This window comes from Mycobacterium angelicum (assembly GCF_002086155.1).
Classification (GTDB): Bacteria; Actinomycetota; Actinomycetes; order Mycobacteriales; family Mycobacteriaceae; genus Mycobacterium; species Mycobacterium angelicum.
Genome location: NZ_MVHE01000003.1, coordinates 97,412 through 124,112, shown reverse-complemented (window position 1 = coordinate 124,112; position 26,701 = coordinate 97,412). Strand labels below are relative to the sequence as shown.

Annotated in this window: 26 protein-coding genes and 1 pseudogene; 10 read left to right on the top strand and 17 right to left on the bottom strand. The window is 67.0% G+C overall.

Features of this window, described 5'->3' with window-relative positions; all coding sequences use genetic code 11:
• Window positions 1–3 precede the first annotated feature (3 nt).
• The 11 genes from BST12_RS03300 to nicT all read right to left on the bottom strand — a co-directional run bounded on the left by BST12_RS03300 (window position 4) and on the right by nicT (window position 9,514).
• Complete coding sequence (locus BST12_RS03300) at window positions 4–471, bottom strand: hydrogenase maturation protease (RefSeq protein WP_083111581.1); 468 nt, start codon at window positions 469–471, stop codon at window positions 4–6.
• Window positions 472–494: 23 nt separating this feature from the next.
• The gene (locus tag BST12_RS34785) at window positions 495–614 is read right to left on the bottom strand and encodes a DUF6893 family small protein (protein ID WP_372510916.1); all 120 of its coding nucleotides are present in this window, start codon (window positions 612–614) and stop codon (window positions 495–497) included.
• A 10-nt stretch (window positions 615–624) separates the two neighbouring features.
• The gene (locus tag BST12_RS03295) at window positions 625–1,980 is read right to left on the bottom strand and encodes a hypothetical protein (RefSeq protein ID WP_083111580.1); all 1,356 of its coding nucleotides are present in this window, start codon (window positions 1,978–1,980) and stop codon (window positions 625–627) included.
• Window positions 1,977–2,633: a DUF6084 family protein gene (locus BST12_RS03290; protein WP_083111579.1), complete on the bottom strand. Its 657-nt coding sequence runs from the start codon at window positions 2,631–2,633 to the stop codon at window positions 1,977–1,979. Before BST12_RS03290 ends, BST12_RS03295 begins: the two co-directional genes overlap by 4 nt.
• On the bottom strand, window positions 2,630–3,262 hold the full coding sequence (locus BST12_RS03285) for a DUF5947 family protein (protein WP_083111578.1): 633 nt from the start codon (window positions 3,260–3,262) through the stop codon (window positions 2,630–2,632). Before BST12_RS03285 ends, BST12_RS03290 begins: the two co-directional genes overlap by 4 nt.
• Entirely contained in the window at window positions 3,259–4,137 is an 879-nt protein-coding gene (locus tag BST12_RS03280; protein WP_083111577.1) for a NifU family protein, read from the bottom strand. Before BST12_RS03280 ends, BST12_RS03285 begins: the two co-directional genes overlap by 4 nt.
• Window positions 4,138–4,140: 3 nt before the next feature.
• Complete coding sequence (locus BST12_RS03275; RefSeq protein ID WP_083111576.1) at window positions 4,141–5,934, bottom strand: nickel-dependent hydrogenase large subunit; 1,794 nt, start codon at window positions 5,932–5,934, stop codon at window positions 4,141–4,143.
• A gap of 50 nt (window positions 5,935–5,984) precedes the next feature.
• Window positions 5,985–7,040 (bottom strand): NADH-quinone oxidoreductase subunit B family protein, encoded by a 1,056-nt coding sequence (locus tag BST12_RS03270; protein WP_083111575.1) that lies wholly within the window; start codon window positions 7,038–7,040, stop codon window positions 5,985–5,987.
• Between the two features lie 190 nt (window positions 7,041–7,230).
• Window positions 7,231–8,016, bottom strand: a complete 786-nt coding sequence (gene hypB / locus BST12_RS03265) for a hydrogenase nickel incorporation protein HypB (RefSeq protein WP_083111574.1) — start codon at window positions 8,014–8,016, stop codon at window positions 7,231–7,233.
• Window positions 8,017–8,028: 12 nt separating this feature from the next.
• Window positions 8,029–8,364 carry a hydrogenase maturation nickel metallochaperone HypA gene (locus tag BST12_RS03260; protein WP_083111573.1) on the bottom strand — a complete coding sequence of 112 codons (336 nt, stop codon included), beginning with the start codon at window positions 8,362–8,364 and terminating at the stop codon, window positions 8,029–8,031.
• Between the two features lie 88 nt (window positions 8,365–8,452).
• Entirely contained in the window at window positions 8,453–9,514 is a 1,062-nt protein-coding gene (gene nicT, locus BST12_RS03255) for a Nickel transporter NicT (protein WP_083111698.1), read from the bottom strand.
• A gap of 175 nt (window positions 9,515–9,689) precedes the next feature.
• Here nicT and BST12_RS03250 point away from each other — a divergent pair, with 175 nt between their 5' ends.
• Window positions 9,690–10,223 carry a Fur family transcriptional regulator gene (locus BST12_RS03250; protein WP_083111697.1) on the top strand — a complete coding sequence of 178 codons (534 nt, stop codon included), beginning with the start codon at window positions 9,690–9,692 and terminating at the stop codon, window positions 10,221–10,223.
• A gap of 2 nt (window positions 10,224–10,225) precedes the next feature.
• On the opposite strand, the gene mtr is transcribed toward BST12_RS03250, so the two are convergent.
• From mtr to BST12_RS03230, 4 genes are read right to left on the bottom strand one after another with little or no spacing between them, the layout of a single operon-like run.
• The gene (mtr, locus tag BST12_RS03245) at window positions 10,226–11,605 is read right to left on the bottom strand and encodes a mycothione reductase (RefSeq protein WP_083111696.1); all 1,380 of its coding nucleotides are present in this window, start codon (window positions 11,603–11,605) and stop codon (window positions 10,226–10,228) included.
• Between the two features lie 4 nt (window positions 11,606–11,609).
• A complete protein-coding gene (locus BST12_RS03240; protein ID WP_139801467.1) occupies window positions 11,610–12,608 on the bottom strand; it encodes an alpha/beta hydrolase in 999 nt (332 codons plus the stop codon).
• Window positions 12,609–12,658: 50 nt separating this feature from the next.
• Window positions 12,659–14,374: a PE family protein gene (locus BST12_RS03235; protein WP_083111571.1), complete on the bottom strand. Its 1,716-nt coding sequence runs from the start codon at window positions 14,372–14,374 to the stop codon at window positions 12,659–12,661.
• Window positions 14,375–14,412: 38 nt separating this feature from the next.
• Window positions 14,413–14,643 (bottom strand): hypothetical protein, encoded by a 231-nt coding sequence (locus BST12_RS03230; protein WP_245850038.1) that lies wholly within the window; start codon window positions 14,641–14,643, stop codon window positions 14,413–14,415.
• 64 nt (window positions 14,644–14,707) lie between these two features.
• Here BST12_RS03230 and BST12_RS31865 point away from each other — a divergent pair, with 64 nt between their 5' ends.
• The 9 genes and pseudogenes from BST12_RS31865 (at window position 14,708) to BST12_RS03190 (ending at window position 25,654) form a co-directional block, all read left to right on the top strand.
• A complete protein-coding gene (locus BST12_RS31865; protein ID WP_170062042.1) occupies window positions 14,708–14,884 on the top strand; it encodes a YciI family protein in 177 nt (58 codons plus the stop codon).
• A 97-nt stretch (window positions 14,885–14,981) separates the two neighbouring features.
• A complete protein-coding gene (mqo, locus tag BST12_RS03225) occupies window positions 14,982–16,463 on the top strand; it encodes a malate dehydrogenase (quinone) (protein ID WP_083111570.1) in 1,482 nt (493 codons plus the stop codon).
• A gap of 49 nt (window positions 16,464–16,512) precedes the next feature.
• Entirely contained in the window at window positions 16,513–16,983 is a 471-nt protein-coding gene (locus BST12_RS03220; protein WP_083111569.1) for a GNAT family N-acetyltransferase, read from the top strand.
• Window positions 16,980–18,821 carry a magnesium chelatase subunit D family protein gene (locus BST12_RS03215; RefSeq protein WP_083111568.1) on the top strand — a complete coding sequence of 614 codons (1,842 nt, stop codon included), beginning with the start codon at window positions 16,980–16,982 and terminating at the stop codon, window positions 18,819–18,821. Before BST12_RS03220 ends, BST12_RS03215 begins: the two co-directional genes overlap by 4 nt.
• 12 nt (window positions 18,822–18,833) lie before the next feature.
• Window positions 18,834–19,448, top strand: coding sequence for a cob(I)yrinic acid a,c-diamide adenosyltransferase (gene cobO / locus BST12_RS03210; protein WP_083111567.1), 615 nt, complete (start codon window positions 18,834–18,836; stop codon window positions 19,446–19,448).
• A 94-nt stretch (window positions 19,449–19,542) separates the two neighbouring features.
• A complete protein-coding gene (locus BST12_RS03205) occupies window positions 19,543–20,940 on the top strand; it encodes a cobyrinic acid a,c-diamide synthase CobB (protein WP_083111566.1) in 1,398 nt (465 codons plus the stop codon).
• A pseudogene (gene cobA / locus BST12_RS03200) lies at window positions 20,937–22,153 on the top strand (uroporphyrinogen-III C-methyltransferase). Before BST12_RS03205 ends, cobA begins: the two are co-directional and overlap by 4 nt.
• Before the next feature lie 22 nt (window positions 22,154–22,175).
• Window positions 22,176–23,768, top strand: a complete 1,593-nt coding sequence (locus tag BST12_RS03195) for an MFS transporter (RefSeq protein ID WP_083111564.1) — start codon at window positions 22,176–22,178, stop codon at window positions 23,766–23,768.
• Window positions 23,769–23,905: 137 nt separating this feature from the next.
• Window positions 23,906–25,654, top strand: coding sequence for a proline--tRNA ligase (locus tag BST12_RS03190; RefSeq protein ID WP_083111563.1), 1,749 nt, complete (start codon window positions 23,906–23,908; stop codon window positions 25,652–25,654).
• On the opposite strand, the gene BST12_RS03185 is transcribed toward BST12_RS03190, so the two are convergent.
• Together BST12_RS03185 and BST12_RS03180 are read right to left on the bottom strand one after the other, a co-directional pair.
• The gene (locus tag BST12_RS03185) at window positions 25,655–26,116 is read right to left on the bottom strand and encodes a ferritin-like domain-containing protein (protein WP_083111562.1); all 462 of its coding nucleotides are present in this window, start codon (window positions 26,114–26,116) and stop codon (window positions 25,655–25,657) included.
• Window positions 26,113–26,655, bottom strand: a complete 543-nt coding sequence (locus BST12_RS03180; RefSeq protein ID WP_083111561.1) for a hypothetical protein — start codon at window positions 26,653–26,655, stop codon at window positions 26,113–26,115. Before BST12_RS03180 ends, BST12_RS03185 begins: the two co-directional genes overlap by 4 nt.
• Window positions 26,656–26,701: the final 46 nt, after the last annotated feature.

Below are 26,701 nucleotides of genomic sequence, written 5' to 3'. Positions count from 1 at the left end.
GTTTCAGCCTTCCTCGCCCAGGGCGGCGACGATCTTCTCCACCGCCCGTACGGCCCGCGGGACGGCTTTTGCGACGGGCTCGGTGAGGCCGATGCCCTCCTCGACGCTGCCCGCCTCGCACCCGACGACGACAGTGTAGGGCGGCTCACCGCCCAGCGCCCGTAAGCTGGCGAACACCGTCTCGGGATCCATGCTGTGGCCGTCCAGACCGGCTGTACGGCAACCGGATTCGTGGTCGGCCTGGAACACGTGCAAGGTGCCCGGGTTACCGCGGCTTGGTACCGCGTCCACGAGGACCAGCGTGTCCCATTCCTCCAACAGGTCGTAGGCCAGGTGCATGCCGCGGATGCCGTAGTCGATGACCCGCACACCGGCTTGCGGGAGCTCGGCGTGGCGGACCACCTCGGAGCCGAAACCGTCGTCGCCGAGGAAGATGTTGCCGATTCCGGCCACCAGAATGCGCGCTGTCATGGAGTTGCCTGTGCCCTGGCAACCTACATGCGCCGCAGCCTCAGGTAGCGACGGGCATCGGGGATGGAGATCAGTCCCATGACCAGTGCCGCCGCGACGACCAGGGCGAGGATGACGAGGAAAACCCAACCCAAGACTTCCATTTCGAACTCCTTACTCGTGTGGTGATTGCTCCGTTGTGTCCAGCGGTTCGACTTCGTCGGGGGAGAAGTACAGGTAACGCCCGTACCAGTCGTGCATTTCGGCGGCCGGATCGTCGTCGACGGTCACGGCGACATGCTTGTTGCCCTCGACATCCTCGTGCACCGATGCGACGTGAGCGGTCTTGCCGGCGACGAAGATGTCCTGGGCGTCGGCGTGGCGCCGCGGTCGCAGCCGGACCCGGCTGCCCCTGGCCACTCGGACACCGTTGACCAGCACGGCGTCGATCTCGGGACGAACCGCATTGTCGGCCAGCGGGTCCCACCAATCGATACCTTCGGGTATCTCGGGGACCAGTCCGGCCACCCGATGCGGATCGCGCAGTACACCGTGCAGGCGGGCCATCGCATCCGGCGACATGGCGTCGCACTGGTCGATGATCCGGGCCGCGCGCGGATCGGTGGCGCGTGCCTGTGCCTTCTCCTGGTCGGTCATCGTCATCACGCGCAGGGTCAGGATCTCGTCGATCTCGGTGCAGTCGTACAGTGCGGTGTTGCTCTGTTCGGCGATCTCGGGATGGTCATAGAGAATGATCGGCGAGATGAGCAGCATGTCGGTTGCGCCGGGCGGGCCGGCCAGCACGGGGAAGCAGCGGTGCTGACGGCAGCGCGACACGGCGGTCACCGCATCGGGTTGCGGTTCGAGGAGTGAGACGAACCGGCCGCCGGCAACTTCGGCGATGACGTGGGCTCCGATCATGGATCGCGCGATGGAATCGTTCTTGTCGACCGCGGCGAAGCCGACGTTGCTCAGCCGTAACGAGATGCGGCGCAGATTGCCATCCAGTTCGGTGCACAGCGAAAGCTCGCCGCGCACCTCCCGGCGTTCGCGGACCAGACGGCCACCCTCGACCGGTTCGATCTCCACCCCCGCGGCGGCCGCCACCGGCAGCGTCCAGCGCTGCTCGCCATCCCCGAATTCCAGTGGGCCGAAACGTATTTCACATTCGATGGCTTCGTCCCAGGTGAGGTAGGACCCCGACGCCGTGGACAGTTCGGCGACCGGTTCGAAGCCGGCCAGGCCACCGCTGCGTTCACGTTCCGCGCGGCGGTGCTGCAAGTGCAGAAACCGCAGCACCACGGTGATCGCCTTGCCCCCGTCGACCAGAAATTGGGCGGCCAGCGTGTCGTCTTCGCCAAGCCCGGCTTCGGCAGCACCAGGAGGACCCAAAACGCCGAATTGCCAACGAGATTGGTTTTTGGTCGAGGTGCCGCGATACGGGTAGAGCAGGTAGCCTTCGTAGAGCACCGCGTCGGCGACGGCGCGGGCGTGGCTCCAGCTCGAGGTGAGCGCTGTCTTGGATGTCACCGCGGCGCCTCCTCGGATGCGGTGGCCAGCAGCGCGGTGACGGCATCGTCGAGGTCGAGCATCCCGTGTGCCGACTTGTAGCCGGCCAGCGCGGTGACGGTTTCGTGGCGCAGGCGTACCCAGCCGGTGTTCGGGTAGTGCTGGGCGATCAATTGCCGCCATACCGCGACCGGCATGTCGTAGCGGTCCTCGCAGTCCCAGGACACCTGCTGCACCGAGAATCCCCGCTCGGACTTGACGAAAATGGTCCCGCTGAACAGGAATTGGAGGGGCAGGGTACCGTCGCGCAGCGCGTGCAGGTACTTGGCCGCGGCCACCTCGAAGTCGTAGCTGCACTCCAATGGCAGTGCGACCGGAGTATCGCCGACGAAGCCCGGCACCATCGCGGTGCAGTGCTGCCACAGGAAGGTGCGCTGGGTGCTCGCCCAGCGGTCCCGCGTTCCGAACAGGTCGACCAATCCGGCGGCCTCCTCGTCGGAATAGGACCGCCGCAGGGGCTCAATGCGGACCTGGCAGCGCAACGCGATGGCGTGCACCGGCTCGTCGGTATCGGTACTGACGCGGATTCGGGCCATGAGCACCGGAGTGACGGAGTAGGGCTCGGGTGCTACGTCCAAAACCCTGAAGCTGACCTGCAGCGGCTCGCCGGTCATCGCGGAGTCTCCCGGGCACGCGCAGCGATCTGCGCGAAGAAACCGTCGATGAACTCACGCGCCTGCTGGCCGCCGTCGAAACCGCGCCACAGCATCCGCAAGCGTCCGACGAACTCATAGCAGGCGTCGATGGGAACGAGATACGTTTGCGGCTGAGCTAATTCGTCGTCTTCGGGCACCCGGACCAGTAACGCCTCGACGTCGTCGGCCAGCAACGCCACCCGGGGGTCGGCGGCGATCGCGTTCCAGGCGTCCAGGTCCAGTTCGGATTCCGTCGCGCCGGCCGGGCCGGGGTAGAAGGCGACGGTGCGCTGCAGCGCCGAGTTGGTGAAGAAGAAGGCCACACCCACCGGGATCTGCAGTGCCTCCCAGCCGCGGCGGTCCAGTGCGAAGTCGCGCAGCGCCAGATACCGGTCGGGCACCGCCCGATAGCGCAGTTCGGCGCTGGAGTCGGTGAACAACAGATAGCAGGCACGGCATACGCACATCAGCTGCCGGGCGGCCACATTGACGACGTGCTGATGCTCCTCGGCGATTGACTCCGAACACATCTCACACCGCTCGCCGGCCGGCTCGGGAGGGCGCCGGTTGGTTTGAATGCGGCTCAGCACGTCGTAGGGAGTCGTCATGCCGGCACCCCCGTGGCGTGCAGTGCCACCGATGGCACACCGTCGCGCGCCAGCAGTGGGACCGGCTCAAGACGCGCCCCATCCGGGCCGGCGCCTGCCCGCACGACGTCGAAATCGGTGTGGCAGCGCGGACATTGCAGCATCGCGGCGTGCAGTGTGGCGCCGGCAAGCGAGTCGTCGCACACCGGGCAGTGGTCCCGGTAAACCAGTGTCTGGGCACCGACCCGGCAGACCAGTAGCGCAGTTCCCGCCACCAGGAACCCCGCGACTTCACCGGGTCCCAGGTCGGCCAGCTCGGGGACCGGGTGCCAGCTGCTTGACCCGTGACCATTCGAATGCACACGCGACAACAGGGATTCCGGGCGAATCACATTCGTATCGGGCTGGGACCGCACCTCGATCGAGGTGACTTCCGGGGCGGCCGCCCGCACGGCGTCTTCCACCGCCAGTTCCAGCGTCACCGCCGAGGACGGGCAGCTCTTGCAGCTGCCCTTGAAGGCCAGTCGCACAGTGCCGTCGTGGGTCACCTCCAATAGCTCAACGTCGCCGCCGTGCGAGCCCAGGTAGGGCCGCACCCGGTCCAGCGCGTCGCAAACCCGCCGGTGCACGTCGTGCGGGTGCAGGCCGTGCACCAAGAGCAGGCTGGCCACCAGGTCGTCGGTGGCCAGCCGCTCGGCTACGCCAGGAGCGTCAGCCAGCTCCATGATCCGCTGCAGCCCAGCCCCATACAGTCCGACCACCTCGCGGACCAGCTGTTGCGCGCGGTCGTAGGCGGCCGTCCCGTTCGCGGCGCAGGCATCCAGCAGCGTCTGGATCCGATCGCCCGCTGAACGCCATTGCACGTCGTTATCGGGAAGCTCCGGGCGATCCGCCATGTGTCACTCCGTTGACTGGGTTGGACTGTGCAGTCTCTCCAGCGTCTTGCCCTTGCCCAGGTACATGTGGACACCGCAGGGCAGGCACGGGTCGAAGCTGCGCACGGTGCGCATGACATCGATGCCCTTGAAGTTCTCCCGGTCGTTCTCTTCGAAGATCGGTTGGCCCTGCACCGCATCCTCGTAGGGGCCCGGTGTGCCGTAGCTGTCCCGTGGGTTGGCGTTCCACGGCGTCGGTGGGTACGGGTGATAGTTGGCGATCTTGCCGTCCCGGATCACCAAGTGGTGGCTCAGCACACCGCGCACCGCCTCGGTGAAGCCGCACCCGATGCCCTCGTCGGGCACCTCGAACTTCTCCCACGTCTTAGTGCGCCCGGCCCGTATTTCCGCCAACGCCTTCTCGGCGAAATGCAGCGCGCACGCCGCCGCGTAAGCCTGGAAGTAGGTCCGCGCCCGGTCGCGCTCGATGGTGTTGCTGCCGTACTTGGGAACCTTCCACTCGAATTCGACCGGCCCCTTCAACGCCGTCTTGGGCAGGTTGATCTTCACGCTGTTACCGGTCGCCTTGACGTAGCCGATGTCGACCAGACCGGCCAGTGCGGTCGACCATAGCCGCGCCAACGGGCCGCCGCCGGTGTCCAAGGCGAGGTGATCGGTGCCGTCGAACCAGCGCGGCGACATCACCCAGCTGTACTTGCCGCCGTCCAGTTCGCGCTTCTGCGGGTGCGGGTTGGTGTGCTGGTTCCACGGATGGCGCCGATCCACCTTATTGCCCAGTGGATCGGTCTTGACGAACATCTCCTGGTCGGTCCAGTCGTCGTAATACGAACTGCCCAACAGGATCCGGATGCCGAGGTTGATATCGACCAGCGAATGGGTGACCAGCTTGCCGTCGACCACCACGCCCGGGGTGACGAACATCGCGTTGCCCCAGCGCTCCATGTCCTTGTACTCGAAGTTGCACACCTCGGGATCCTGGAAGGACCCCCAGCAGCCGAGCAGCGTACGGCGCAGGCCTACCTTCTCGTAGCCGGGAATCGCCTCATAGAAGAAGTCGAACAAGTCGTCGTGCATCGGGACGACCTTCTTCATGAACTCGACGTATCGCATGAGCCGCGTCATGTAGTCGGTCATCAACTGAACGGTCGCAACGGTGCCGACCCCGCCCGGGTACAGGGTGGACGGGTGTACGTGGCGACCTTCCATGAGGCAGAACATCTCTCGGGTCCAGCGGCTGACCGCAAGCGCTTCCCGGTAGAACTCGCCGCTGAACGGATTGAGGGAGCGCATGATGTCGGCGATGGTTTTATAGCCGTGCGCGTCGGCGTGTGGTGCGGCGGTGTTCTCCGCCTTGGCCAGCACGCTCGGGTTGGTCTCGGCGACCATCTTCTCGCAGAAGTCCACCCCGACCAGGTTCTCTTGAAAGATGTTGTGGTCGAACATGTATTCCGCGGCCTCGCCGAGGTTGACGATCCACTCGCCGATGTGCGGCGGCTTCACCCCGTAGGCCATGTTCTGCGCGTAGCAGGAGCAGGTGGCGTGGTTGTCGCCGCAGATCCCGCAGATGCGGCTGGTGATGAAGTGGGCGTCGCGGGGGTCCTTGCCCTTCATGAAGATCGAGTAGCCGCGGAAAATCGACGATGTGCTGTGACACTCGACGACTTCCCGGTTCTCGAAGTCGATCTTGGTGTAAATGCCGAGGCTGCCCACGATCCGGGTGATCGGGTCCCAGGCCATTTCGACGAGCTGGCCGGGTTCACGCTTTGCGGTGGTCGGCTCGGGAACGATGGTTGTCATGGAAATATCTCCGTCTTGAGGTGAGTGAAGTGCCGCGAGCTACCGCGTACTCACCAGGTTCTGCGTGCCCCGGTGGTCAGTTGGGTGCCCTTGTGGCGCCAGCGCGGTTCCTTGTCGAGGGTGTGCTCGGTGATGCCGCGCAGACTGCGGATGACGGTCCCGTACAGGCCCGACGCAGTGCTGGATAACTTGCCGCCCGGCGGCTCGTCCATGAACGGCATGAACTTGTCCGGGAAGCCCGGCATCGTGCATCCGATGCAGATCCCGCCGACATTGGGGCAGCCGCCGATGCCGTTGATCCATCCACGCTTGGGCACGTTGCACTTCACTACCGGGCCCCAACAGCCAAGCTTGACAATGCATTTCGGGGATCCGTACTCGGTGGCGAAGTCGCCCTGCTCGTAGTAGCCGGCCCGGTCACAACCCTCGTGCACGGTATTGCCGAACAGCCACTTGGGCCGCAGCGCGTCGTCGAGCGGGATCATCGGCGCCTGGCCGGTGGCCATGTAGAGCAGGTAAGTGAGCGTCTCGGCCAGGTTGTCGGGATGGATCGGGCAGCCGGGAACACACACGATCGGGATGCCGGCCTTGCTCTTCCAATCCCAGCCGAGATAGTCGGGTACACCCATAGCACCGGTCGGATTGCCGGCCATCGCGTGGATGCCGCCGTAGGTGGCACAGGTTCCCACGGCGACTATCGCGGTGGCCTTGGGCGCCAACCGGTCGAGCCATTCACTGGTCGTCATCGGCTGGCCGGTTGCCGGGTCGTTGCCGAACCCGCACCAGTACCCCTCGTCCTTGATCTTCTCGTTGGGAATCGACCCCTCGACGACGAGCACAAACGGGTCCAATTCACCACGGTCGGCTTTGAAGAACCAGGCAAGGAAGTCGTCGGCACCCCCGCTGGGTCCGCACTCGAAATCGATCAACGGCCAGTGGACGGCGACCTGCGGAAGGCCGGGAAGCGCGCCAAGCGCAATCTCCTCGACGCTGGGCTGGGTGGCGGCAGTCAACGCTACCGAATCGCCATCACAACTGAGACCTGCATTGATCCATAGAACGTGGATCAACGTTTCTTCTGCTTTGACTGCTGCTTCCGTGGGCATGCTGCAGCTTTCCGGGGCCGGGCTGAGGTCCCCTACGCCACCGGAGTCGACCGTCGGCCCACTTGCGCGGCGCTGCTTTTGGGTCTACCCCCGCTACCGGGTGTTGTCAACGTTTCGCAGCTGGGCCTAGCCCGTGATGCAAGCGGTTTGCAAGTGCTTGGCTTGCAAGTGATATCGGCGGGCGCCGGGGTCAGCCCGCCGGGCCGGCGACGAACCGGCGCAGCCAGCCGAACCAGGCGTCCATGCCGGCCCCGGTGCGCGCGCTGACCGGCAGGATGGTGGCGGCGGCGTTGACCTCGCGCACATGCGCGATATATGCGTCGACATCGGCATCCAGATACGGAACCAGGTCGATCTTGTTGAGCAGGACCACATCCACCGACCGGAACATCACCGGGTATTTCAATGGCTTGTCCTCGCCCTCGGTCACCGAGTAGACCATGGCCTTGGCATGCTCGCCGACGTCGAACTCGGCCGGGCAGACCAGATTGCCGACATTTTCGATGATCACCAAATCCAGGGCCGGCAAGTCCAGGCCGGGTAGCGCGCGGTTGACCATGGGGGCATCCAGGTGGCACTCGCCGCCAAATCCGTTGCTGGTGTTCAGCAGTGCGACCTGGGCGCCGCGACCGGCGAGCTTGGCCGCATCCAGGTCGGTGGCGATGTCGCCTTCGATCACGCCGATTGCCAGCTCCGCGGCGAGTTCGTCGAGGGTGGCTTGCAGCACCGTCGTCTTGCCCGATCCGGGTGAGCTCATCAGGTTGAGCGCGCGGATGCCGTTGCTGTCGAACGCGGCACGGTTGAAATCGGCACGCGCATCGTTTTCGGCGAAGATGTCTTCCAGCACATCGATTCGCTGCGCTCCGGTCTGGTAACCGCTGTGGTCACCATGCTCGCGGTGACCATGCTCGTGCTCGTTACCCGCGTGCTCGTGGGTATGCACAGTTCCGTCGTCGTGCCGGTGAAACCTGCCCATGGCGAAGACCTTTCACGAGACGTCGAGTGAAGTCACCAGAAACTCGTTGCCGTGCAGCACCTCGACGTCGGCGCTGTCGCACTGCGGGCACCAGATCGACCAGGCCGAGGTGATTTCCGAGGTAGCGCCGCAGGCGCGGCAACGCACCTCGGCGGTGATGCATTCCAGTTCCAGCTCGGCGTCCGGCATGTCCGCCGAGTCGCGCACCAGCGTCCAGCAGAACGACAGCGACTCCGGAACCACTTGGCGAAGCGCGCCGACGCGGACCCGGACCACATCGACGTGGCGCCCGTCGGCGTGCGTTCTGACCAGGCCGGCGATCGCTTCGCACAACGCGAGCTCATGCATCGCCTGGCCAAGACCCTGGGCAACCCATGAGCCTGTTCTACACCGCTGCGTGGCCAGGTTCCACAATGTTGGCCAGAGCCGTTGTGCCTCAGCTTGTTTCGCTGGCCGGGGTCCACCGCTCTTCGATGCGGCCATAGCGCCACACCAGCACCGCGATGGCCCAGGCGGCGACGAACATCCCCACTACGACGAAGCCGACGGCGTTGAGGTTCAGTCCGCCCAGCCAGTCCCAGAACGGGCCGCGCCAGCCGAGCTGGTCGGCGAACAGGCCGAGCAGTTCGACGGTGCCGATCAACAGCGCGACGGCCACCGAGAGGCCGGTGATGGTGATGTTGTAGTAGATCTTGCGCACCGGGTTGGAAAACGCCCAGCCGTAGGCGAAGTTCATGAACGAGCCGTCGATGGTGTCCAACAGGCACATCCCGGCGGTGAACAGCACCGGCAGACACAAAATGGCGTACCAGGGCAGCCCGGCCGCCGCGCTGGTGCCGGCCAGGACCAACAGCGCGATTTCGGTGGCGGTGTCGAATCCGAGTCCGAACAGCAGTCCCACCGGATACATGTGCCAGGACTTGGTGATCGATTTGGTGAACCGGCCGAGAAACCTATTGATAAGCCCTCGGTTTTCCAGCTGTTGCTCGAGTTCCGCCTCATCGAAATCACCGCGGCGCAGCCTGGCGAATACCCGCAGAATGCCGGCCAGGACGATGACGTTGAGGATGGCGATCAAATACAGAAACAGGCCCGATACGCTGGTTCCGATCAGCCCCGTGTAGCGGTGCAGCGCCGAGGAATCGTCCTCGACCGGGCCGGCGAGCGCCTTGAGTCCGGTCGCCAGCAGCACCGCCAAAGCGAAGACCACTGTGGAGTGACCCAGCGAGAAGAAGAAGCCGACGGCAAGCGGGCGCTGGCCGTCGCTCATCAGCTTGCGGGTGGTGTTGTCGATGGCCGCGATGTGGTCGGCGTCGAACGCGTGCCGCAAGCCCAGGGTGTATGCGGTAACCCCGACACCGATGCCGAATGCCTTGCCGCCCAAGCTGAGCCGCGCGGGATCCACGACGCAGACCAAGGTGATCCAGCCGACGAGGTGCAAGGCGACGATCACCGCCAGCATCAATCCCAGCCGCCACCACTCCGCGGTCGACAACATGTTGCGCAGGTTCGGCCATCGTGACCGGCCCGCCCGGGCGGCGGTCGAGTTCACTGCGGGCACCCATCGACTGTAAGTACGGTGTTGAGATGGATGCAAATTACTTGCAGGAATGCCGACGGGCCGGTGCGTGCGTTCGTTGGCAATCGCGGGCGTGTGGCGCGACACTGAACAGGTGACAGCTAAGCCGTCCGGCGTGGAGCCGGCGGTCACCGAACGAATCGGCGAGTTCCTGCGCGCCAGGGGCCTGCGGCGGATGACGTCGCGGATCCAGGTTCTGGCGGTGCTCGAGCCGGTTAACGGGCACCTTTCGGTGGCCGATATTCATCACCGGCTCGCCGGGCGGCTGCCGCCGGGCGCTCAACCGCCCGATCTGGCGACGATCTATCGCACGGTGACCACGCTGGTGGAGCAGGGGGTGTTGCACGCGTTGACACTCGACGGTGGGGTCACCACCTACGGCCTGGCCACCGCCCCGCACCATCACGCGGTATGCAACCAATGCGGCGCGATCATCGAAGTGCCCGCACGGCAGCTGAGCTCGGCGCTGCAACATGCGATGGCCGGCAGTTCCTTTGCCCTGTCCGAGCGTGCCGGCCTGACGCTGCGTGGCCTGTGCCCGGTCTGCCAGGACAGCGTTCAGGATCTGGACGACCCGACCGATCCGCGCCCGCCCAAGCGGCGTGATCCACGGCAGCGCCGGCGCTGATCTCAGTGCAGACCCAGTAGCGCGTTTTCGATCACTTCGGACAGCGCCGGATGAATCCAGTACTGGCCGCGGGCCATTTCGTGGGCGGTCAGCCCGAAGCTCATAGCCTGGATCAACGGCTGGATGATCGACGAGGCCTGGAAGCCCACGATGTGTGCACCCAGCAGCCGGCCGGTCCCGCGTTCGGCGACGAGCTTGACGATTCCGGTGGTGTCCTCCATGGCCCACCCGAAGGCGACGTCACCGTAATCCTGGATTTTGACCGATATGTCGAGACCCTTTGCCAGCGCTTCGTTTTCGGTCAACCCGACGGTTGCCAGTTGCGGATCGGTGAACACCGCCGACGGTACGAAACGGTGATCGGTGACGGCCATCGACGCGGTGTCTTCCCAATCGCAAAGCAGATTTCTTTGCACCACCCGCCCTTCGTGGTTGGCGACATGCTTGAGCTGATACGGCGAAGAGACGTCGCCGAGCGCGAAGACCCCACGCGCGGAAGTGCGTTGGTATTCGTCGACCACCACCCGGCCGTCGTCGACGTCGACACCGGCCTGCTCGGCGTCCAGTAGGTCGGCGTTCGATACCCGCCCGGTGGCGACCAGCAGCAGGTCCGCGTCGATCGTGGAGCCGTCGTCGAGGTCGAGACTGACGCCGGAGCCGCGGTTTTCCCCGGCTACGACATTGCGCTGGGTGCGCAGTTCCCATTTGTTCGCCGCGATGCGGCTGAATCGTTCGCCGATCGTGTGGTCGTATTGGCGCAGCATTGTGCCCCCGCGCATCACGATGGTCACCCGCACGCCGAATGCGGAGAACACGTGCGCGAATTCGGCTGCCACGAAACCACTTCCGACGATAACCAGGTGCTCGGGCACCTCGGGTATCCGCATGACGGTGTCGCTGGTGTGGTAGTGGACGCCGCAGTCGAGGATGGCCTGCGGAATGCTTGGCCGGGAGCCCGCTGCGATCACCACCTGCTCGGCGGTGAACTCCGCACCGGCCTCGGTACGCAACAGGTAGCGCCCGTCCGACTGGACCGGCCCGAATCGGGTGTGGCTGTGGTACACGTCGACGTTGGGTGAGGCGCGCCGATACTGTTCACCGCTGACGCCGATGGGGTCGATTCGCCCGAACACGCGCGAGACGACGTCGGTCCAGCGCACCCCATCGAGATGTGCGTCGACACCGTAACGGGCCGCTTGGCGGATCGTCTCGGCGACATCGGCGGCGTAGACGAACATCTTGGTCGGAATGCAGCCGACGTTGAGGCAGGTGCCGCCGAAAATGCCCTGCTCGCAGATCGCTACCCGCCTATCGGCATAGCGCTCATCCAGAATGCTGTTGCCTGAACCTGTTCCGATGATCGCGAGGTCATAGCTCTCCACGTCGTCAACCTTTCCCGCCGCCCTGGTCAGCGCCAAAATAGTCGTCCAGCCAATGGTCCAGGTGCCGGAAGGCTATCTGGCGCGGCTGCGGCAACGATAAGAACACATCATGTTTGGCGTCGGCCACCGGAACGATAGTGCTGCGGTTTCCGATACAGCCGGCCCACCGGGCGATCTGGCTGACATCGAGAACCGCGTCGCCGCGTTGCATGGCCGCCGGGTTGGCGCTTTCGCGCACCGTATGGTCCGAACGCAGGATCAGGCTGGGCACACCGACGTCGAGCCCGCGATGCAGCCGGGCCTGGCCGCGACGCACGGCATGCAGCCAGCCGAACGTGATCGGAAAGCCGCCCACCGGTTTCCATTGCAGGTTGTAGTCGAACTCGCCGCCGTAGTCCCGGTGCAGGCTGGTGCCGTAACCGCCGTCCGCCGGTGCCCGGAGCACTCCCTTGGAGCGCAGCCGTGACAAGGCGGCGATCGTCGCCGACGTTAAGCCCATGCGCACAATCGCCGGACCTTGCAGATCCAGGAAAGGGCTGTTGAGCACCAAACCCGCGATGCCGGCATCCGCGGTCGCACCGCGCTGGCGTAACCGGTTCAGCCACAGTGAGACGATCAGCCCGCCCGCCGAATGGCCGTATATCAATACCCTGGCCGACGGGTTCTGTTCGGCGATGACCGACAGCGCGCGTTCGAGTTCGGCGTCGTAGTAGGCGAGGTCGGTGGTGAAGTGCGGGCTGTGGCTGGGTTGCCGAGAGCGTCCGCACTTGCGCAGGTCCAGCGCATAGAAGCTGAATCCGCGGCCGGCGAAGTGATCGGCCACCTCGGTGTGGAAGAAGTAGTCGGTATAGCCGTGCACCGCCAGGACTGCATGGTCGGCGCCGGTGGTCTCCCCGCGGCGGATCAGGGTTGCCGCTATCTCGCCTTCGCCATCGGGATCGGGGCCGAGCGGGATGGCGCGCTGCCAATAACCGGGCAGGACGTCGGGCATCCAGCCTGTCACGGGGCCAGCTTAAAGCGTGGTCCCGGCCATTGCGCAGCAGTTGGCCGTGGTCATCCGGGCGCGCCGTCGGCGCCGTCAACCCCGGCCGTCCCGACGGCGCCGAGACTGCCGTTTCCGGTCTGGCCAGTGCCGAACGCGCCGCGGGTGCCGGCCGCGCCGCCGGTGCCGCCGGTGCCGCCGGCGCCGCCGAGACCGCCGGCGCCGGAGCTGCCCGTGTGCCCACTGAGCCACCCGCTGCGCCCGCCCGCGCCGCCGAAGCCGGCAGCGCCGCCCGTACCACCGGCGCCGCCATTACCGCCATTGCCGGCGTCGCCGCCGTCGCCGCCGTTGCCGAAGAGCAACCCGCCCGCACCACCGTGCCCGCCTTGGCCGCCGGCGCCGCCGGTGCCTCCGGTGCCCAGGGCGCTGCCGCCGTTGCCGCCGTCGCCGCCGTCGCCCCCCAAAGCCTTGATCGCACTGCTGCTGTTGATCTTGGCGTCGCCGCCGATGTTGCCGTTACCGCCGTTGCCGGCCGAGGCGCCGAGTCCGCCCGTACCGCCGGTTCCGCCCATTCCGCCGGTGCCGCCGTTACCTGCCAGCAGTCCGCCATGGCCACCGTCACCGCCCAGGCCGCCCGCGCCGCCGGCGGCCCCGGACACATTGGTGTCGTGGCCATTGCCGCCGCCGCCACCCGCGCCCGCGGTCGCGCTGGTCACAGCGGTCGCCTTGCCGCCCGCGCCGCCGTTGCCCCCGGCACCGCCCATGGCCTGGGCATCGCCACCGGCACCACCATTGCCGGCGGCGGCGGTCGACCCTGGGTTGGCCGAAGCACTCCCGCCGGGACCCCCGTTGCCGCCATTTCCGCCGTCGCCGCCGTCGCCGCCCGCTCCGGCGGTGGCGGTAGCGGACGCGGCTGACGCGTTGCCGCCCGTTCCGCCAGTGCCGCCGGTCATCGCTACCCCGCCGTCAGCGCCGATGCCACCAGGCGTGCCGACGGCACTGGTGCTCCCACCCGTGGTGCTGCTGGTGCCCGGGGTGCCGGCCGACGCCGTGCCGGCCGGCACCGGGTTGTTGCCGGCAGCGCCCGTTGTCCCGGAGCCGCCTTGTCCGCCAATTCCGCCGTCGCCGAACAGGATTGCATTGCCACCTTGACCGCCGATGCCGCCGCTGCCGCCGTTGACCCCTAGCACGCCCAGTCCGCCGTGTCCGCCGGCACCGCCGTTGCCGAACAGCACTCCGCCGGTGCCGCCGTTGCCACCGGCCGCGCCGGCGCCACCGGCACCGCCGGAACCGCCGTTGCCGAACAGGCCGGCGTCGCCTCCGCGGCCGCCTGCCTGAGCGCTGCCCCCGGCTGCGCCGTTACCGCCGTTGCCGTACAGCAATCCGCCGGCGCCGCCGGCCTGACCCGGCGAGGTTCCATCGGCGCCGTTGCCGATCAGCGGTCGACCGAATAACGCCTGGGTGGGCGCGTTGATCAAGTCCAGCACCGCCTGCATCGGCGAGGCGCTGGCCGCCTCGGCGCTGGCATAGGCACCCGCGCTCGCGCTCAGCGCGCGGACGAACTGGTCGTGGAACGCGGCTGCCTGGGCGCTGACCGTTTGGTATCCGTGGGCATGCGTCGCGAACAGCGCCGCGACGGCTGTCGACACTTCATCCCCAGCCGCGGCCAGCAGGCTGGTCGTGGGGGCCGCGGCTGCCGCGGTGGCCGACTTGAGCGCCGAGCCGAGTCCATCGAGATTCGTGGCGACGGCGGCAACCGCGTCGGGTGAAGTGACCACATACGACATGCACTACCTCCTGGCAACATCTGCGGCGCAGATCGCTGCTAACTGCGCCCGCGCACATCAAGGACGAACTCACGCAGCGCGGCGCCGATGACGTCGGCTGAGTCCTCCTGGATGAAATGGCGTCCGGCGACCTTGATTTCACGCTGGTTGGGCCAGCTGCGTGCGAAATCGAGTTCGCTGCCGCCTTCCTGCAGAATAGTGCCCGGCTCGGCGACCACGAGCAGTTTCGGGATATTGCTGTGCGATAAGAACTCTGCGTATTCCTGCACAATCTTCTGGACGTCGGCAGGCTCACCCTCGATCGGGATTTCGCGGCCCCACAGCAGCGTGGGAATGCCGCTCTGCGGCGTGCTGTTCGCCGCCGGCCCGCTGTGGACCGACGACGGCGATTACTTCGAAGGTGAAGGATTGCTGATCTACCGCGCCAATCCGCTGGCCGAGGCATGTTCGATCGCCGACGCAGATCCCGTGCACGTTCATTCACGACGGCAATATCGCCGATGCGCGTGACTTTGTCCCAGTCGCGCCACGAGCTGTTGTGAATCCCGCCGCGGCCGTCGGGATAACCTTGGAACCGGCATATCCAGGAGGAAGGACCGCAGGCCCGGTGTCCAAGCTAGCCAGAACAGACGTCGTGCTGGTGGGCGCCGGAATCATGAGCGCGACGCTGGGGGCGTTGCTGCGCCGGCTGGAGCCCGACTGGTCGATCACCCTAGTGGAGCGGCTGGATGCGGTCGGCGCCGAGAGCAGCGGTCCGTGGAACAACGCCGGCACCGGCCATGCGGGGTTGTGCGAAATGAACTACACCCCGCAGCGGCCCGACGGTTCGATCGACATCACCAAGGCGGTATTGATCAACGAGCAATTTCAGGTCACTCGGCAATTCTGGGCGTACGCCGCCGAACGCGGCATCCTCACCGACGTACGCGGCTTCCTGCATTCGCTGCCGCACGTGAGTTTTGTGCGGGGCGCCGGGCGCGTCGACTATCTACGGCGGCGCCGCGACGCACTGGCGGGTAATCCGCTGTTCGCCGGTACCGAATTGATCACCGATCCCGACGAATTCGCCCGCCGGCTGCCGTTGATGGCCGCCAAACGTGACTTCTCCGAGCCGGTTGCGCTCAACTGGGCCCCGAACGGCACCGACGTCGACTTCGGCGCACTGGCGCGACAGCTCATCGGTTTTGGCCTGCGCAACGGCATGATCGCATTGTTTGGCCACCAGGTCCGCAATCTGTCCCGTCAGTCCGACGGCAGTTGGACGCTGAGCATCGCCAACCGCCGCACCGGCCAAAGACGCAAGCTGAACGCCAAATTCGTGTTCGTCGGCGCCGGCGGCGACGCGCTGCCGTTGTTGCAGAAGTCGGGCATCAAAGAGGTCAACGGGTTCGCCGGCTTCCCGATCGGCGGCCGGTTTCTGCGTGCCGGCAAGCCGGCGCTCACCGCCGCGCACCGGGCCAAAGTGTATGGCGTTCCGTCGCCAGGAGCCCCTCCGCTGGGTGCGTTGCATCTGGATCTGCGGTTCGTCAACGGCAAACCGTGGCTGATGTTCGGGCCGTATGCGGGTTGGTCGCCGAAGTTCTTGAAACAAGGCCACTTCAGCGATCTGCCCCGCTCGATCAAGCCGAACAACATGCTGTCCATGCTCGGGGTGGGCGTTACCCAGCTGCCATTGCTGAACTATCTGATCGGTCAATTGCGGCTGTCGCAACCCGACCGGATTGCGGTGCTGCGCGAATTCGTACCCAACGCAACCGATTCCGACTGGCAGCTGAAGGTTGCCGGACAACGGGTGCAGGTGATCCGGCGAGACCGGCGCAAAGGTGGGGTGCTCGAATTCAGCACCGCGCTCGTCGGCGCTCCCGACGGCAGCATCGTCGGCCTGCTCGGCGGCTCGCCGGGCGCGTCGACCGCCGTGCCGATCATGCTCGACGTGCTGCAACGCTGCTTCGCCGACCGCTACCAGGCCTGGCTGCCCACCCTGAAGGAGATGGTGCCGTCGCTGGGGGCCAAGCTGTCCGAGGAGCCGGCGTTGTATGACGAAGTGCGGTCCTGGACCGACCAGACTCTGCAGTTGGCGGCCTCATGACTCGCGCCGGCGACGATGCAAAGCGGAGCGATGAGGAGGAGCGGCGCCATTGACTGAAGCTTTGCGCCGCGTCTGGGCCAAAGACCTTGATGCACAGGTACTTTACGAGCTGCTCAAATTGCGGGTGGAGGTGTTCGTGGTCGAGCAGGCCTGCCCGTACCCCGAGCTGGACGGCCGTGACCTACTCGCCGAAACCCGGCACTTCTGGCTGGAAACGCCCGAGGGAGAAGTGATCTGCACGCTGCGGCTGATGGAGGAACACGCCGGCGGCGAGAAGGTGTTTCGGCTCGGGCGGCTGTGCACCAAACGCAGCGCGCGCAGTCAGGGCCACGCCACCCGGTTATTGCGCGCCGCGCTGGCGGAGGTGGGGGACTACCCCTGCCGAATCGACGCCCAGACCTACCTCGCCGACATGTACTCGCAGCACGGCTTCGTGCGTGATGGCGATGACTTCCTCGACGACGGCATTCCGCATGTCCCGATGCTGCGCCCCGGTTCCGGTCAGGCGGCCCAGCGTTGAGGCCGTATCCGTTCAGCGCGATCGTCGGCCACGATCAGCTTCGGCTGGCGTTGCTGCTGTGTGCGGTTCGTCCGGAGATCGGTGGGGCGCTGATCCGCGGCGAGAAGGGCACCGCGAAATCCACGGCCGTACGCGCGCTGGCCGCGCTGCTGTCGGCGGCGACCGAGACGGCCGGCGCCGGGCTGGTCGAAATGCCTTTGGGGGCAACCGAAGACCGGGTGGTGGGATCGCTGGATCTGCAGCGTGTGCTGCGCGACGGCGAGCACGCCTTTTCGCCGGGGCTACTGGCCCGGGCCCACGGCGGCGTGCTCTACGTCGACGAGGTGAACCTGCTGCACGACCATCTGGTCGACATCCTGCTCGACGCCGCCGCGATGGGGCGGGTACACGTCGAACGCGACGGCATATCCCATTCGCACGAGTCGCGATTCGTGCTCATCGGCACGATGAATCCCGAAGAGGGCGAACTGCGTCCCCAGCTGCTGGACCGGTTCGGACTCACCGTCGACGTGCACGCGTCGCGTGACGTCGACGTACGGGTGCAGGTCATCCGCCAGCGGATGGCCTACGAGGCTGACCCGGACGGGTTCGCGCAGCGCTACGCCGACTCGGATGCCGAGTTGGCCCGCCGGATTGCCGCAGCGCGCGCGATCATCGACGATGTGGTGTTGCCGGACAACGAGTTACGCCGCATCGCCGCGTTGTGCGCGGCGTTCGATGTCGACGGTATGCGCGCCGATCTGGTGCTGGCCCGGACGGCGGTCGCGCATGCGGCCTGGCGCGGCGCGCTCACCGTCGCCGAAGAAGACATCCGGGTGGCCGCCGAATTGGCATTGCCGCACCGGCGCCGCCGCGACCCCTTCGACGACCACGGCATCGACCGCGAACAGCTGGACGAGGCGCTCGCCCAGGCCGGTGCGCAATCGCAGCGCGACCCCGAGCCCGAACCAGATCCGCCCGGCGGGGGTGGGCAGTCCGCGGATCAGCCTGAGCCACAAATGGATTCGAAGCCCGCCCAGCCTCCTAAGCCCAGTGCGCCGCCGTCGAAAGTCTTTCGCACTCGCGCCTTGACCGTGCCGGGCGTCGGCGAAGGCGCACCGGGACGACGCTCGCGGGCCCGCAACGCCTCGGGCAGCGTGGTGGCCGCCGCGGACGGCAACGACATCGACTCCGGTGCCCACGGCCTGCATCTGTTCGCCACCCTGCTGACGGCCGCCGAGCATGCCGATGGAGCCGGGCCGTTACGGCTGCGGCCGGACGACATCCGCCGGGCCATCCGCGAGGGGCGGGAGGGAAACCTGGTGATCTTCCTTGTCGACGCCTCGGGGTCGATGGCCGCCCGCGATCGCATGGCCGCCGTCAGCGGCGCCACCATGTCGCTGTTGCGTGACGCTTATCAGCGGCGTGACAAGGTTGCGGTGGTGACCTTCCGCCAGCACGAGGCGAGGTTGCTGTTGCCGCCGACATCGTCGGCGCACATCGCCGGCCGGCGATTGGCCCGGTTCGACACCGGCGGCAAGACGCCGCTGGCCGAAGGGCTGTTGGCCGCTCGCGAGCTGGTGATCCGGGAAAAGGTGCGCGACCGGGCGCGTCGGCCCCTGGTCGTGGTACTCACCGACGGGCGGGCCACCGCGGGCCCGGATCCGTTGGGCCGCAGCAGGATCGCGGCGGCCCGGCTGGCCGCAGAAGGTGCGGCAGCGGTCGTGGTGGACTGCGAAACGTCATATGTGCGGCTGGGCCTAGCCGGGCAGCTGGCTCGTCAACTGGGTGCACCGGCCGTGCGACTGGAGCAGTTGCATGCCGACCATCTGACCCGGGCCGTGCGCAGCGTCGCGTGAAAGTGACCGCTTATGCCCCAAGGTAATCCGCTCGAAGTTCCCGACGACGGCCTGACCACCCGGGCGCGGCGCAACACCCCGGTGCTTGCCGTGCATACGGGTGCGGGCAAGGGAAAGTCGACGGCAGCGTTCGGAATGGCGTTGCGGGCGTGGAACATTGGGCTCAACGTCGCAGTGTTTCAGTTTGTCAAGAGCGCCAAGTGGAAGGTCGGCGAGGAGGCGGCATTCCGTCAGCTCGGCCAGTTGCACGCCGAGCGCGGAGTCGGCGGCGCGGTGGAATGGCACAAGATGGGCGCCGGGTGGTCTTGGAGCCGCAAGGCCGGGAGTGACAACCATCACGTGGCGGCGGCGGCCGACGGCTGGGCCGAGATCAAGCGGCGGCTGGCCGCTCAACGCCACGACTTCTACGTACTCGACGAATTCACCTACCCGTTGAAGTGGGGCTGGCTCGATGTTGCCGACGTGGTCGACACCCTACTGTCGCGGCCGGGTTATCAGCATGTCGTGATCACCGGACGCGACGCGCCGCCGGAGCTGGTCGAGGCCGCCGATCTGGTGACCGACATGACCAAGGTCAAGCACCCGATGGACGCCGGCCGCAAAGGCCAGAAGGGCATCGAGTGGTGAGGGCCCCTCACCTTCCCCGCGAGCGTGCGTGTCGGCACGCCGACACGCCGCCCAAAGTGGCATTTTGCGCACTCTCGCGACACCGAGTCGCGCGATGACGGCACCCGCCGTGGTGGTGGCCGCCCCCGCGTCCGGAACCGGAAAGACCACGGTGGCAACGGGTTTGATCGGCGCCCTGCGCCAGGCCGGCCATACCGTCGCGCCGTTCAAGGTCGGCCCGGACTTCATCGACCCCGGTTACCACACACTCGCCGCGGGACGGGCCGGCCGCAATCTGGACCCGGTGCTGGTGGGCGAGCGGCTGATCGGCCCGCTATACGCCCATGGCACCAGCGGCGCGGACGTCGCCGTCATCGAAGGCGTGATGGGTCTATTCGACGGCCGCATCGGCCCCGACACCACCCTGCCCGCGGCGGGGTCCACCGCGCACGTCGCCGGTTTGCTCAATGCACCGGTGATCCTGGTGGTCGATGCCCGCGGCCAGAGCCACAGTGTGGCTGCGCTGCTGCACGGGTTTTCCACGTTCGACGCCGCCACCCGGATTTCCGGGGTGATCCTCAACCGGGTCGGGTCGGCCAGGCATGAGCAGGTGTTGCGACAGGCATGCGAGCAGGCCGGCGTGCCGGTGCTGGGCGCCATTCCGCGCCACGCCGAATTAGAGCTTCCCACAAGGTATCTGGGCCTGGTCACCGCCGTCGAGTACGGCCGGCGGGCGCGGGAAGCGGTAGCGGCGATGACGGAGCTGGTCGCCGCGCACATCGATGTCGGTGCGGTGCTGTCGGTTGCCGGTTGCGCGGCAGTCGATGCCCCGTGGGACCCGCTGACCGCGGTAGGGGAGCCGTCGAAGCGGCGACCGACCGTCGCACTGGCCGCGGGCAAGGCATTCACTTTCGGCTACGCCGAGCATGCCGAGCTGCTGGGCGCCGCCGGGGCACAGGTTGTGGAGTTCGACCCGCTCAGCGAAACGTTGCCGCACGGCACCGACGCGGTGGTGCTGCCCGGCGGGTTTCCCGAGCAGTTCGCCGCGGAGTTGTCCGGCAACGACGAGGTGCGCCGGCAGATCCGCGAGCTGGCCGCCGCCGGCGCGCCCATCCACGCGGAATGCGCCGGACTGATCTATCTGGTCTCCGAACTCGACGGCCACCCGATGTGTGGCGTGCTGGCCGGATCGGCGCAGTTCACCTCGCAGCTCAAATTGGCGTACCGCGACGCGGTTGCCGTCGCCGAGTCGTCGCTGTACGCGGCGGGGCAGCGTGTTGCCGGGCACGAATTCCACCGAACCGCAGTCACATTCACCGATAGCTACCAGCCGGCTTGGGTATACCGCGGACACGGCGCCGAAACCGTGCGGGACGGCGTCGTGCGTGCCGGTGTGCACGCTGCCTATCTGCACACGCATCCGGCCGCGACGCCCGGCGCGGTGGCACGCTTCGTCGCACACGCCGCCGGAGACGCAACCTCGCCCCGAGGTAGCTCTAAACTTGCCCGGTGACCGAGAACCCCTATCTGGTCGGTTTGCGGCTGACCGGCAAAAAGGTCGTCGTGGTAGGTGGAGGATCGGTTGCCCAGCGCCGGTTGCCCCTGCTCGTCGCCAGCGGTGCCGACGTGCACGTCGTCTCCCGCACCGCCACCCCTGCCGTCGAGGCGATGGAGCGCATCACCGTGTCGGTGCGCGAATACGCCGACGGCGACCTCGACGGAGCCTGGTACGCGATCGCCGCCACCAACGATCCGAAGGTGAACGCCGCCGTCGTCGCCGAAGCCGAGCGCCGCCGCATCTTCTGCGTGCGCGCCGACATCGCCGTCGAGGGAACCGCGGTCACCCCCGCGACCTTCAGTTATGCCGGCCTGTCGGTGGGGGTGCTGGCCGGCGGTGAGCACCGCCGTTCGGCGGCCATCCGCTCGGCCATCCGCGAGGCATTACAACAAGGCCTTATTACTGCGGAGAGCTCCGAGGCCTCCGACGTCGTGCGCGGCGGGGTAGCGCTGGTCGGCGGCGGTCCCGGCGATCCAGAGCTGATTACCGTCCGCGGTCGCCGGCTGCTCTCCCACGCCGACGTCGTGGTGGCCGACCGGCTTGCGCCCCCTGAGCTGCTCGCGGAGCTGCCACCGCACGTCGAGGTCATCGACGCCGCCAAGATCCCCTACGGCCGGGCCATGGCTCAGGACGCGATCAACACGGTCATGATCGAACGGGCCAAAGCCGGAAAGTTCGTGGTCCGCCTCAAAGGGGGAGATCCCTTCGTGTTCGCAAGGGGATATGAAGAGGTGCTGGCATGCGTCGACGCCGGGATCCCGGTGACGGTGGTGCCGGGTGTGACGAGTGCCATAGCTGTGCCCGCGCTGGCCGGCGTTCCGGTCACTCATCGGGCCACAAATCATGAATTTGTGGTGGTCAGCGGCCATCTCGCGCCCGACCATCCCGAATCGTTAGTGAATTGGAATGCTTTGGCAGCAATGTCCGGCACCATTGTTTTGCTGATGGCGGTCGAACGCATCGAACTTTTCGCTGAAGCTTTGCTGAAAGGCGGCCGACCTGCGGATACGCCGGTGATTGTGGTTCAGCACGGAACGACTGCCGATCAGCAGACGTTGCGGGCGACGCTCGCCGACACGCCGGAAAGGGTCCGCGCAGAGGGGATTCGACCTCCCGCGATCATCGTCATAGGGCCCGTGGCGGCGTTCGGGGTTTAAACGATTCTTAAGATTACTGTAAGGTAACCCGTTATGACGGCTCTCAACGACACAGAGCGGGCAGTCCACAACTGGACGTCCGGCCGCCAGGAACGTACCGCCTCGACGCGCTCATCGCGCTCGGCTGAAACCACATCGGAGCGTACTAGCAGGTATTACCCGACGTGGCTGCCCTCTCGTCGCTTCATCGCAGCAGTGATCGCGATCGGCGGCATGCAGCTGCTGGCGACCATGGACAGCACCGTTGCCATCGTCGCGCTTCCTAAGATTCAGAACGAGCTGAGCCTGTCCGACGCCGGTCGTAGCTGGGTAATCACCGCCTACGTGCTGACTTTCGGTGGCCTGATGCTGCTGGGGGGCCGCCTCGGCGACACCATCGGCCGCAAGCGCACCTTCATCGTCGGCGTCGCGTTGTTCACCATCTCCTCGGTGCTGTGCGCGGTGGCCTGGGACGAGGTGACGCTGGTTATCGCGCGGCTTTCGCAGGGTGTGGGCTCGGCCATCGCCTCGCCGACGGGTCTGGCGCTGGTAGCGACGACCTTCCCGAAGGGGCCGGCGCGTAACGCCGCGACGGCAGTGTTCGCGGCCATGACCGCAATCGGCTCGGTGATGGGTCTCGTGGTCGGCGGAGCGCTGACCGAGGTGTCATGGCGGCTGGCGTTCATGGTCAACGTGCCGATCGGCCTGGTGATGATCTACTTGGCTCGTACCGCGCTGCGGGAGACCAACCGTGAGCGGATGAAGCTCGATGCCGCCGGTGCCATGCTGGCCACGCTGGCGTGCACCGCGGCGGTGTTTGCTTTCTCGATCGGCCCGGAAAAGGGCTGGATCTCCGTCACCACCATCGGTTCGGGCGTGGTGGCTCTGGCGGCGGCTATTGCTTTCGTCATCGTGGAGCGCACCGCCGAAAACCCCGTGATTCCGTTCGAGTTGTTCCGCGACCGCAACCGGCTGGTCACGTTCGGCGCGATCTTCCTGGCCGGTGGCGTGATGTTCAGCCTGACCGTGTCCATCGGTTTGTACGTGCAGGACATCCTCGGCTACAGCGCGCTGCGCGCCGGCGTGGGCTTCATCCCGTTCGTTATCGCGATGGGAATCGGCCTGGGCATCTCTTCGCAGCTGGTTGCCCGTTTTTCGCCGCGGGTGCTGACCATCGGTGGTGGATGGCTGCTGCTCGGGGCGATGCTGTACGGCTCGTTGTTCATGCACCGCGGGGCCCCTTATTTCCCCAACCTGGTCCTGCCTATCGTCGTCGGCGGCATCGGTATCGGCATGGTGGTCGTCCCGTTGACGCTGGCGGCGATCGCGGGTGTCGGTTTCGACCAGATCGGTCCGGTATCGGCGATGACGCTGATGTTGCAGAGCCTGGGCGGTCCGCTGGTGCTGGCCGTCATCCAGGCCGTGATCACCTCGCGCACGCTCTACAACGGCGGTATCACCGGTCCGGTGAAGTTCATGAACGACGCGCAGTTGACCGCCCTCGACCACGGCTACACCTACGGCCTGCTGTGGATTGCCGGAGCGGGCGTACTGGTCGGCTGTGCGGCACTGTTCATCGGCTACACCCCTGCCCAGGTCGCGCACGCGCAAGAGGTCAAGGAAGCGATCGACGCCGGCGAGCTGTAGCTGATCAGGCCGCGCAGTTTCGTTGCTGAGCCTGTAATTTCGCAGGCCTCTTCTCGTACTTTGTCTGCAAATTTGCAGGCTCGGCAAGAGCCAGTGCGCGTCCGCCCCGCACCCACGTCAAGTTAGGCTGGCCCGCTGTGATCACCCGGATGTCCGAGCTGTTCCTGCGCACTCTGCGCGACGACCCCGCCGACGCCGAAGTGGCCAGCCACAAGCTGCTGATCCGGGCCGGATACATCCGGCCCGTCGCGCCCGGGCTGTACAGCTGGCTCCCGCTGGGCCTGAAGGTGCTGCGCAATATCGAACGCGTCGTCCGTGAGGAGATGAACGCGATCGGAGGGCAGGAGATCCTGTTTCCCGCGCTGTTGCCGCGCGCTCCGTACGAGACGACCAACCGCTGGACCGAATACGGCGACGGCGTCTTCAGGCTGCAGGACCGCCGCGGCAACGACTACCTGCTGGGGCCGACACACGAAGAAGTGTTCACCCTGACGGTGAAGGGCGAGTACAGCTCCTACAAGGACTTTCCGCTCACGCTCTACCAAATCCAGATCAAGTACCGCGACGAGGCGCGGCCCCGGGCCGGCATCTTGCGCGCCCGGGAATTCGTGATGAAGGACTCCTACTCCTTCGACATCGATGCCGCCGGGCTCAAGGCGGCCTATCACGCACACCGCGAGGCCTACCAGCGCATCTTCGATCGGCTGCAGGTGCGCTACGTGATCGTGTCGGCCGTCTCCGGTGCCATGGGCGGCAGCGCCTCAGAAGAGTTTCTGGCCGAGAGCCCAATCGGCGAGGACACGTTCGTACGGTGCCTGGAATCCGGATATGCCGCCAACGTGGAAGCCGTGCTCACCGCCCGCCCGGAAGCGCAGCCGACCGATGGCCTGCCCGAGGCAGTGGTCCACGACACCGGCGATACCCCGACCATCGCCAGCCTGGTGGCCTGGGCGAACCAGGCCGACCTGGGCCGCACGGTCACCGCCGCGGACACCTTGAAGAACGTCCTGGTCAAAGTGCGCCAGCCCGGCGGGGACTGGGAGCTGTTGGCCATCGGCGTGCCCGGTGACCGCGAAGTCGACGACAAACGACTTGGGGCAGCGCTGGAGCCGGCCGAATACGCATTGCTGGACGACGGCGATTTCGCCAAGTACCCATTTCTGGTGAAGGGCTATATCGGCCCGAAAGCGCTGCGGGCCAACGAGGTTCGCTATCTACTCGATCCGCGCATCGTGGACGGGACCAGCTGGATCACCGGCGCGGACGAACTCGGCCGCCACGTGGTCGGTCTGGTCGCCGGCCGCGATTTCACCGCCGACGGCACCATCGAAGCGGCCGAGGTACGCGAGGGCGATCCTTCTCCGGACGGCGCCGGGCCGCTGGTCCTGGCGCGCGGCATCGAAATCGGGCACATCTTCCAGCTCGGCCGTAAGTACACCGATGCCTTCACCGCCGATGTGCTGGGCGAGGACGGCAAGCCGGTGCGCCTGACCATGGGCTCCTATGGGGTCGGCGTGTCGCGGTTGGTTGCCGTCGTCGCCGAACAACACCACGACGAGCTCGGTCTGCGCTGGCCGTCATCGATCGCGCCGTTCGATCTGCACCTGGTGATCGCCAACAAAGACCCCGAGGCCCGCGCCGGGGCCGTGGCCCTGGCCGGTGACCTGGACCGGCTGGGGCTCGAGGTGCTGCTCGACGACCGCCAGGCGTCACCGGGGGTGAAGTTCAAGGACGCCGAGCTGCTCGGAATGCCGTGGATCGTGGTGGTGGGGCGCGGCTGGGCCGAGGGCACCGTCGAGCTGCGCAACCGCTTCACCGGGGAGAAGCGCGAACTGGCGGCCGGCGCCTCGCTGGCCACCGATGTCGCGGCCGCCATCTCCGGCTAGTTACTCGTTGCCGCCCGGGAACGACGTGGTGATGGGCCAGCCGCCCAGCACCTTGTTCCAGCGGGCGGCCATGACCGCGCTCTGCGTCAGCGCCGTCGAGGCGAACGCGCGGTCATCGGCCGTGTCGGCGTGCTCAACGACGGCCCGCCAAGCCGTGGCGCCGTCGTTTTCCATCCGCGCGGCAAGCCGCGCGGCGTCGGCCGGGCTGCCCACCGGCGAGGGCAATTGGTAACCGGGCGCGGCCGCCTGAGCACTGGCCTTGCGCGCGGCCAGCATCGCGATGACGTCGTCGCGGCGTTGCCGGTGCTGGTTCAACGCCTCCACCACCAGGTCATTGACGCTGGGCGGCGACATCGCCGACACGATTCCGTAGCCGTAGATGGTCGCGTGTTCGACGGCAAGCGCGTCGTTGAGCGCGGCGATGTCGGCTTCTTTTCCGGCGGGGGAGCGTTTCGGTGTCATATCGAGGGACCCCCTGGCACCAGGGCCACCGTGTAGGACGCGGTGCAGGATGCCGCGATGGAGGCCAGCAGGCCGGCCCGATAGCCCGACGACGTCGCCACCAGCCGGCTGGGGCTTTCCGCGGACGCGCGCAGCGAATCGACCACATCGGACACCGGCGGCGGAGGTGGCGGCGGCGCGGCCGGCTCGGTTGGGCTGGGGCTCGAGCTGCTTGTCTCGCTGGTAGCCGACACCAGCTTGCCGGCGGCCCGGGCGATCTCGGTGGACAGCGCGCGGGCGTGTGCGGCGCGCTGAGACGCGACCACGGTCAGCGCGGCGGCGATCTGCGGCGGGCTGCCCACCGCACCAGCGGCGGCCGAGGCGAGCGCGCTATCGCGTCGGGCCTGGTCCAACGGCCCCAACAGCTCTTCGACTGCGGGTGGCTTGGGCGTGGACTCGCCGCAGGCGGTCGCGACCACCCCCAGTGCAGCCAGAGCGGCACCGCCGGCCAGCACACCCCGCCTGTTGACGACGGGTACTGGTCTGGGCACGCCCAACATCCTGCCACTAGCGACGCCGGCGACACGATCACGGCGTCATATGCGA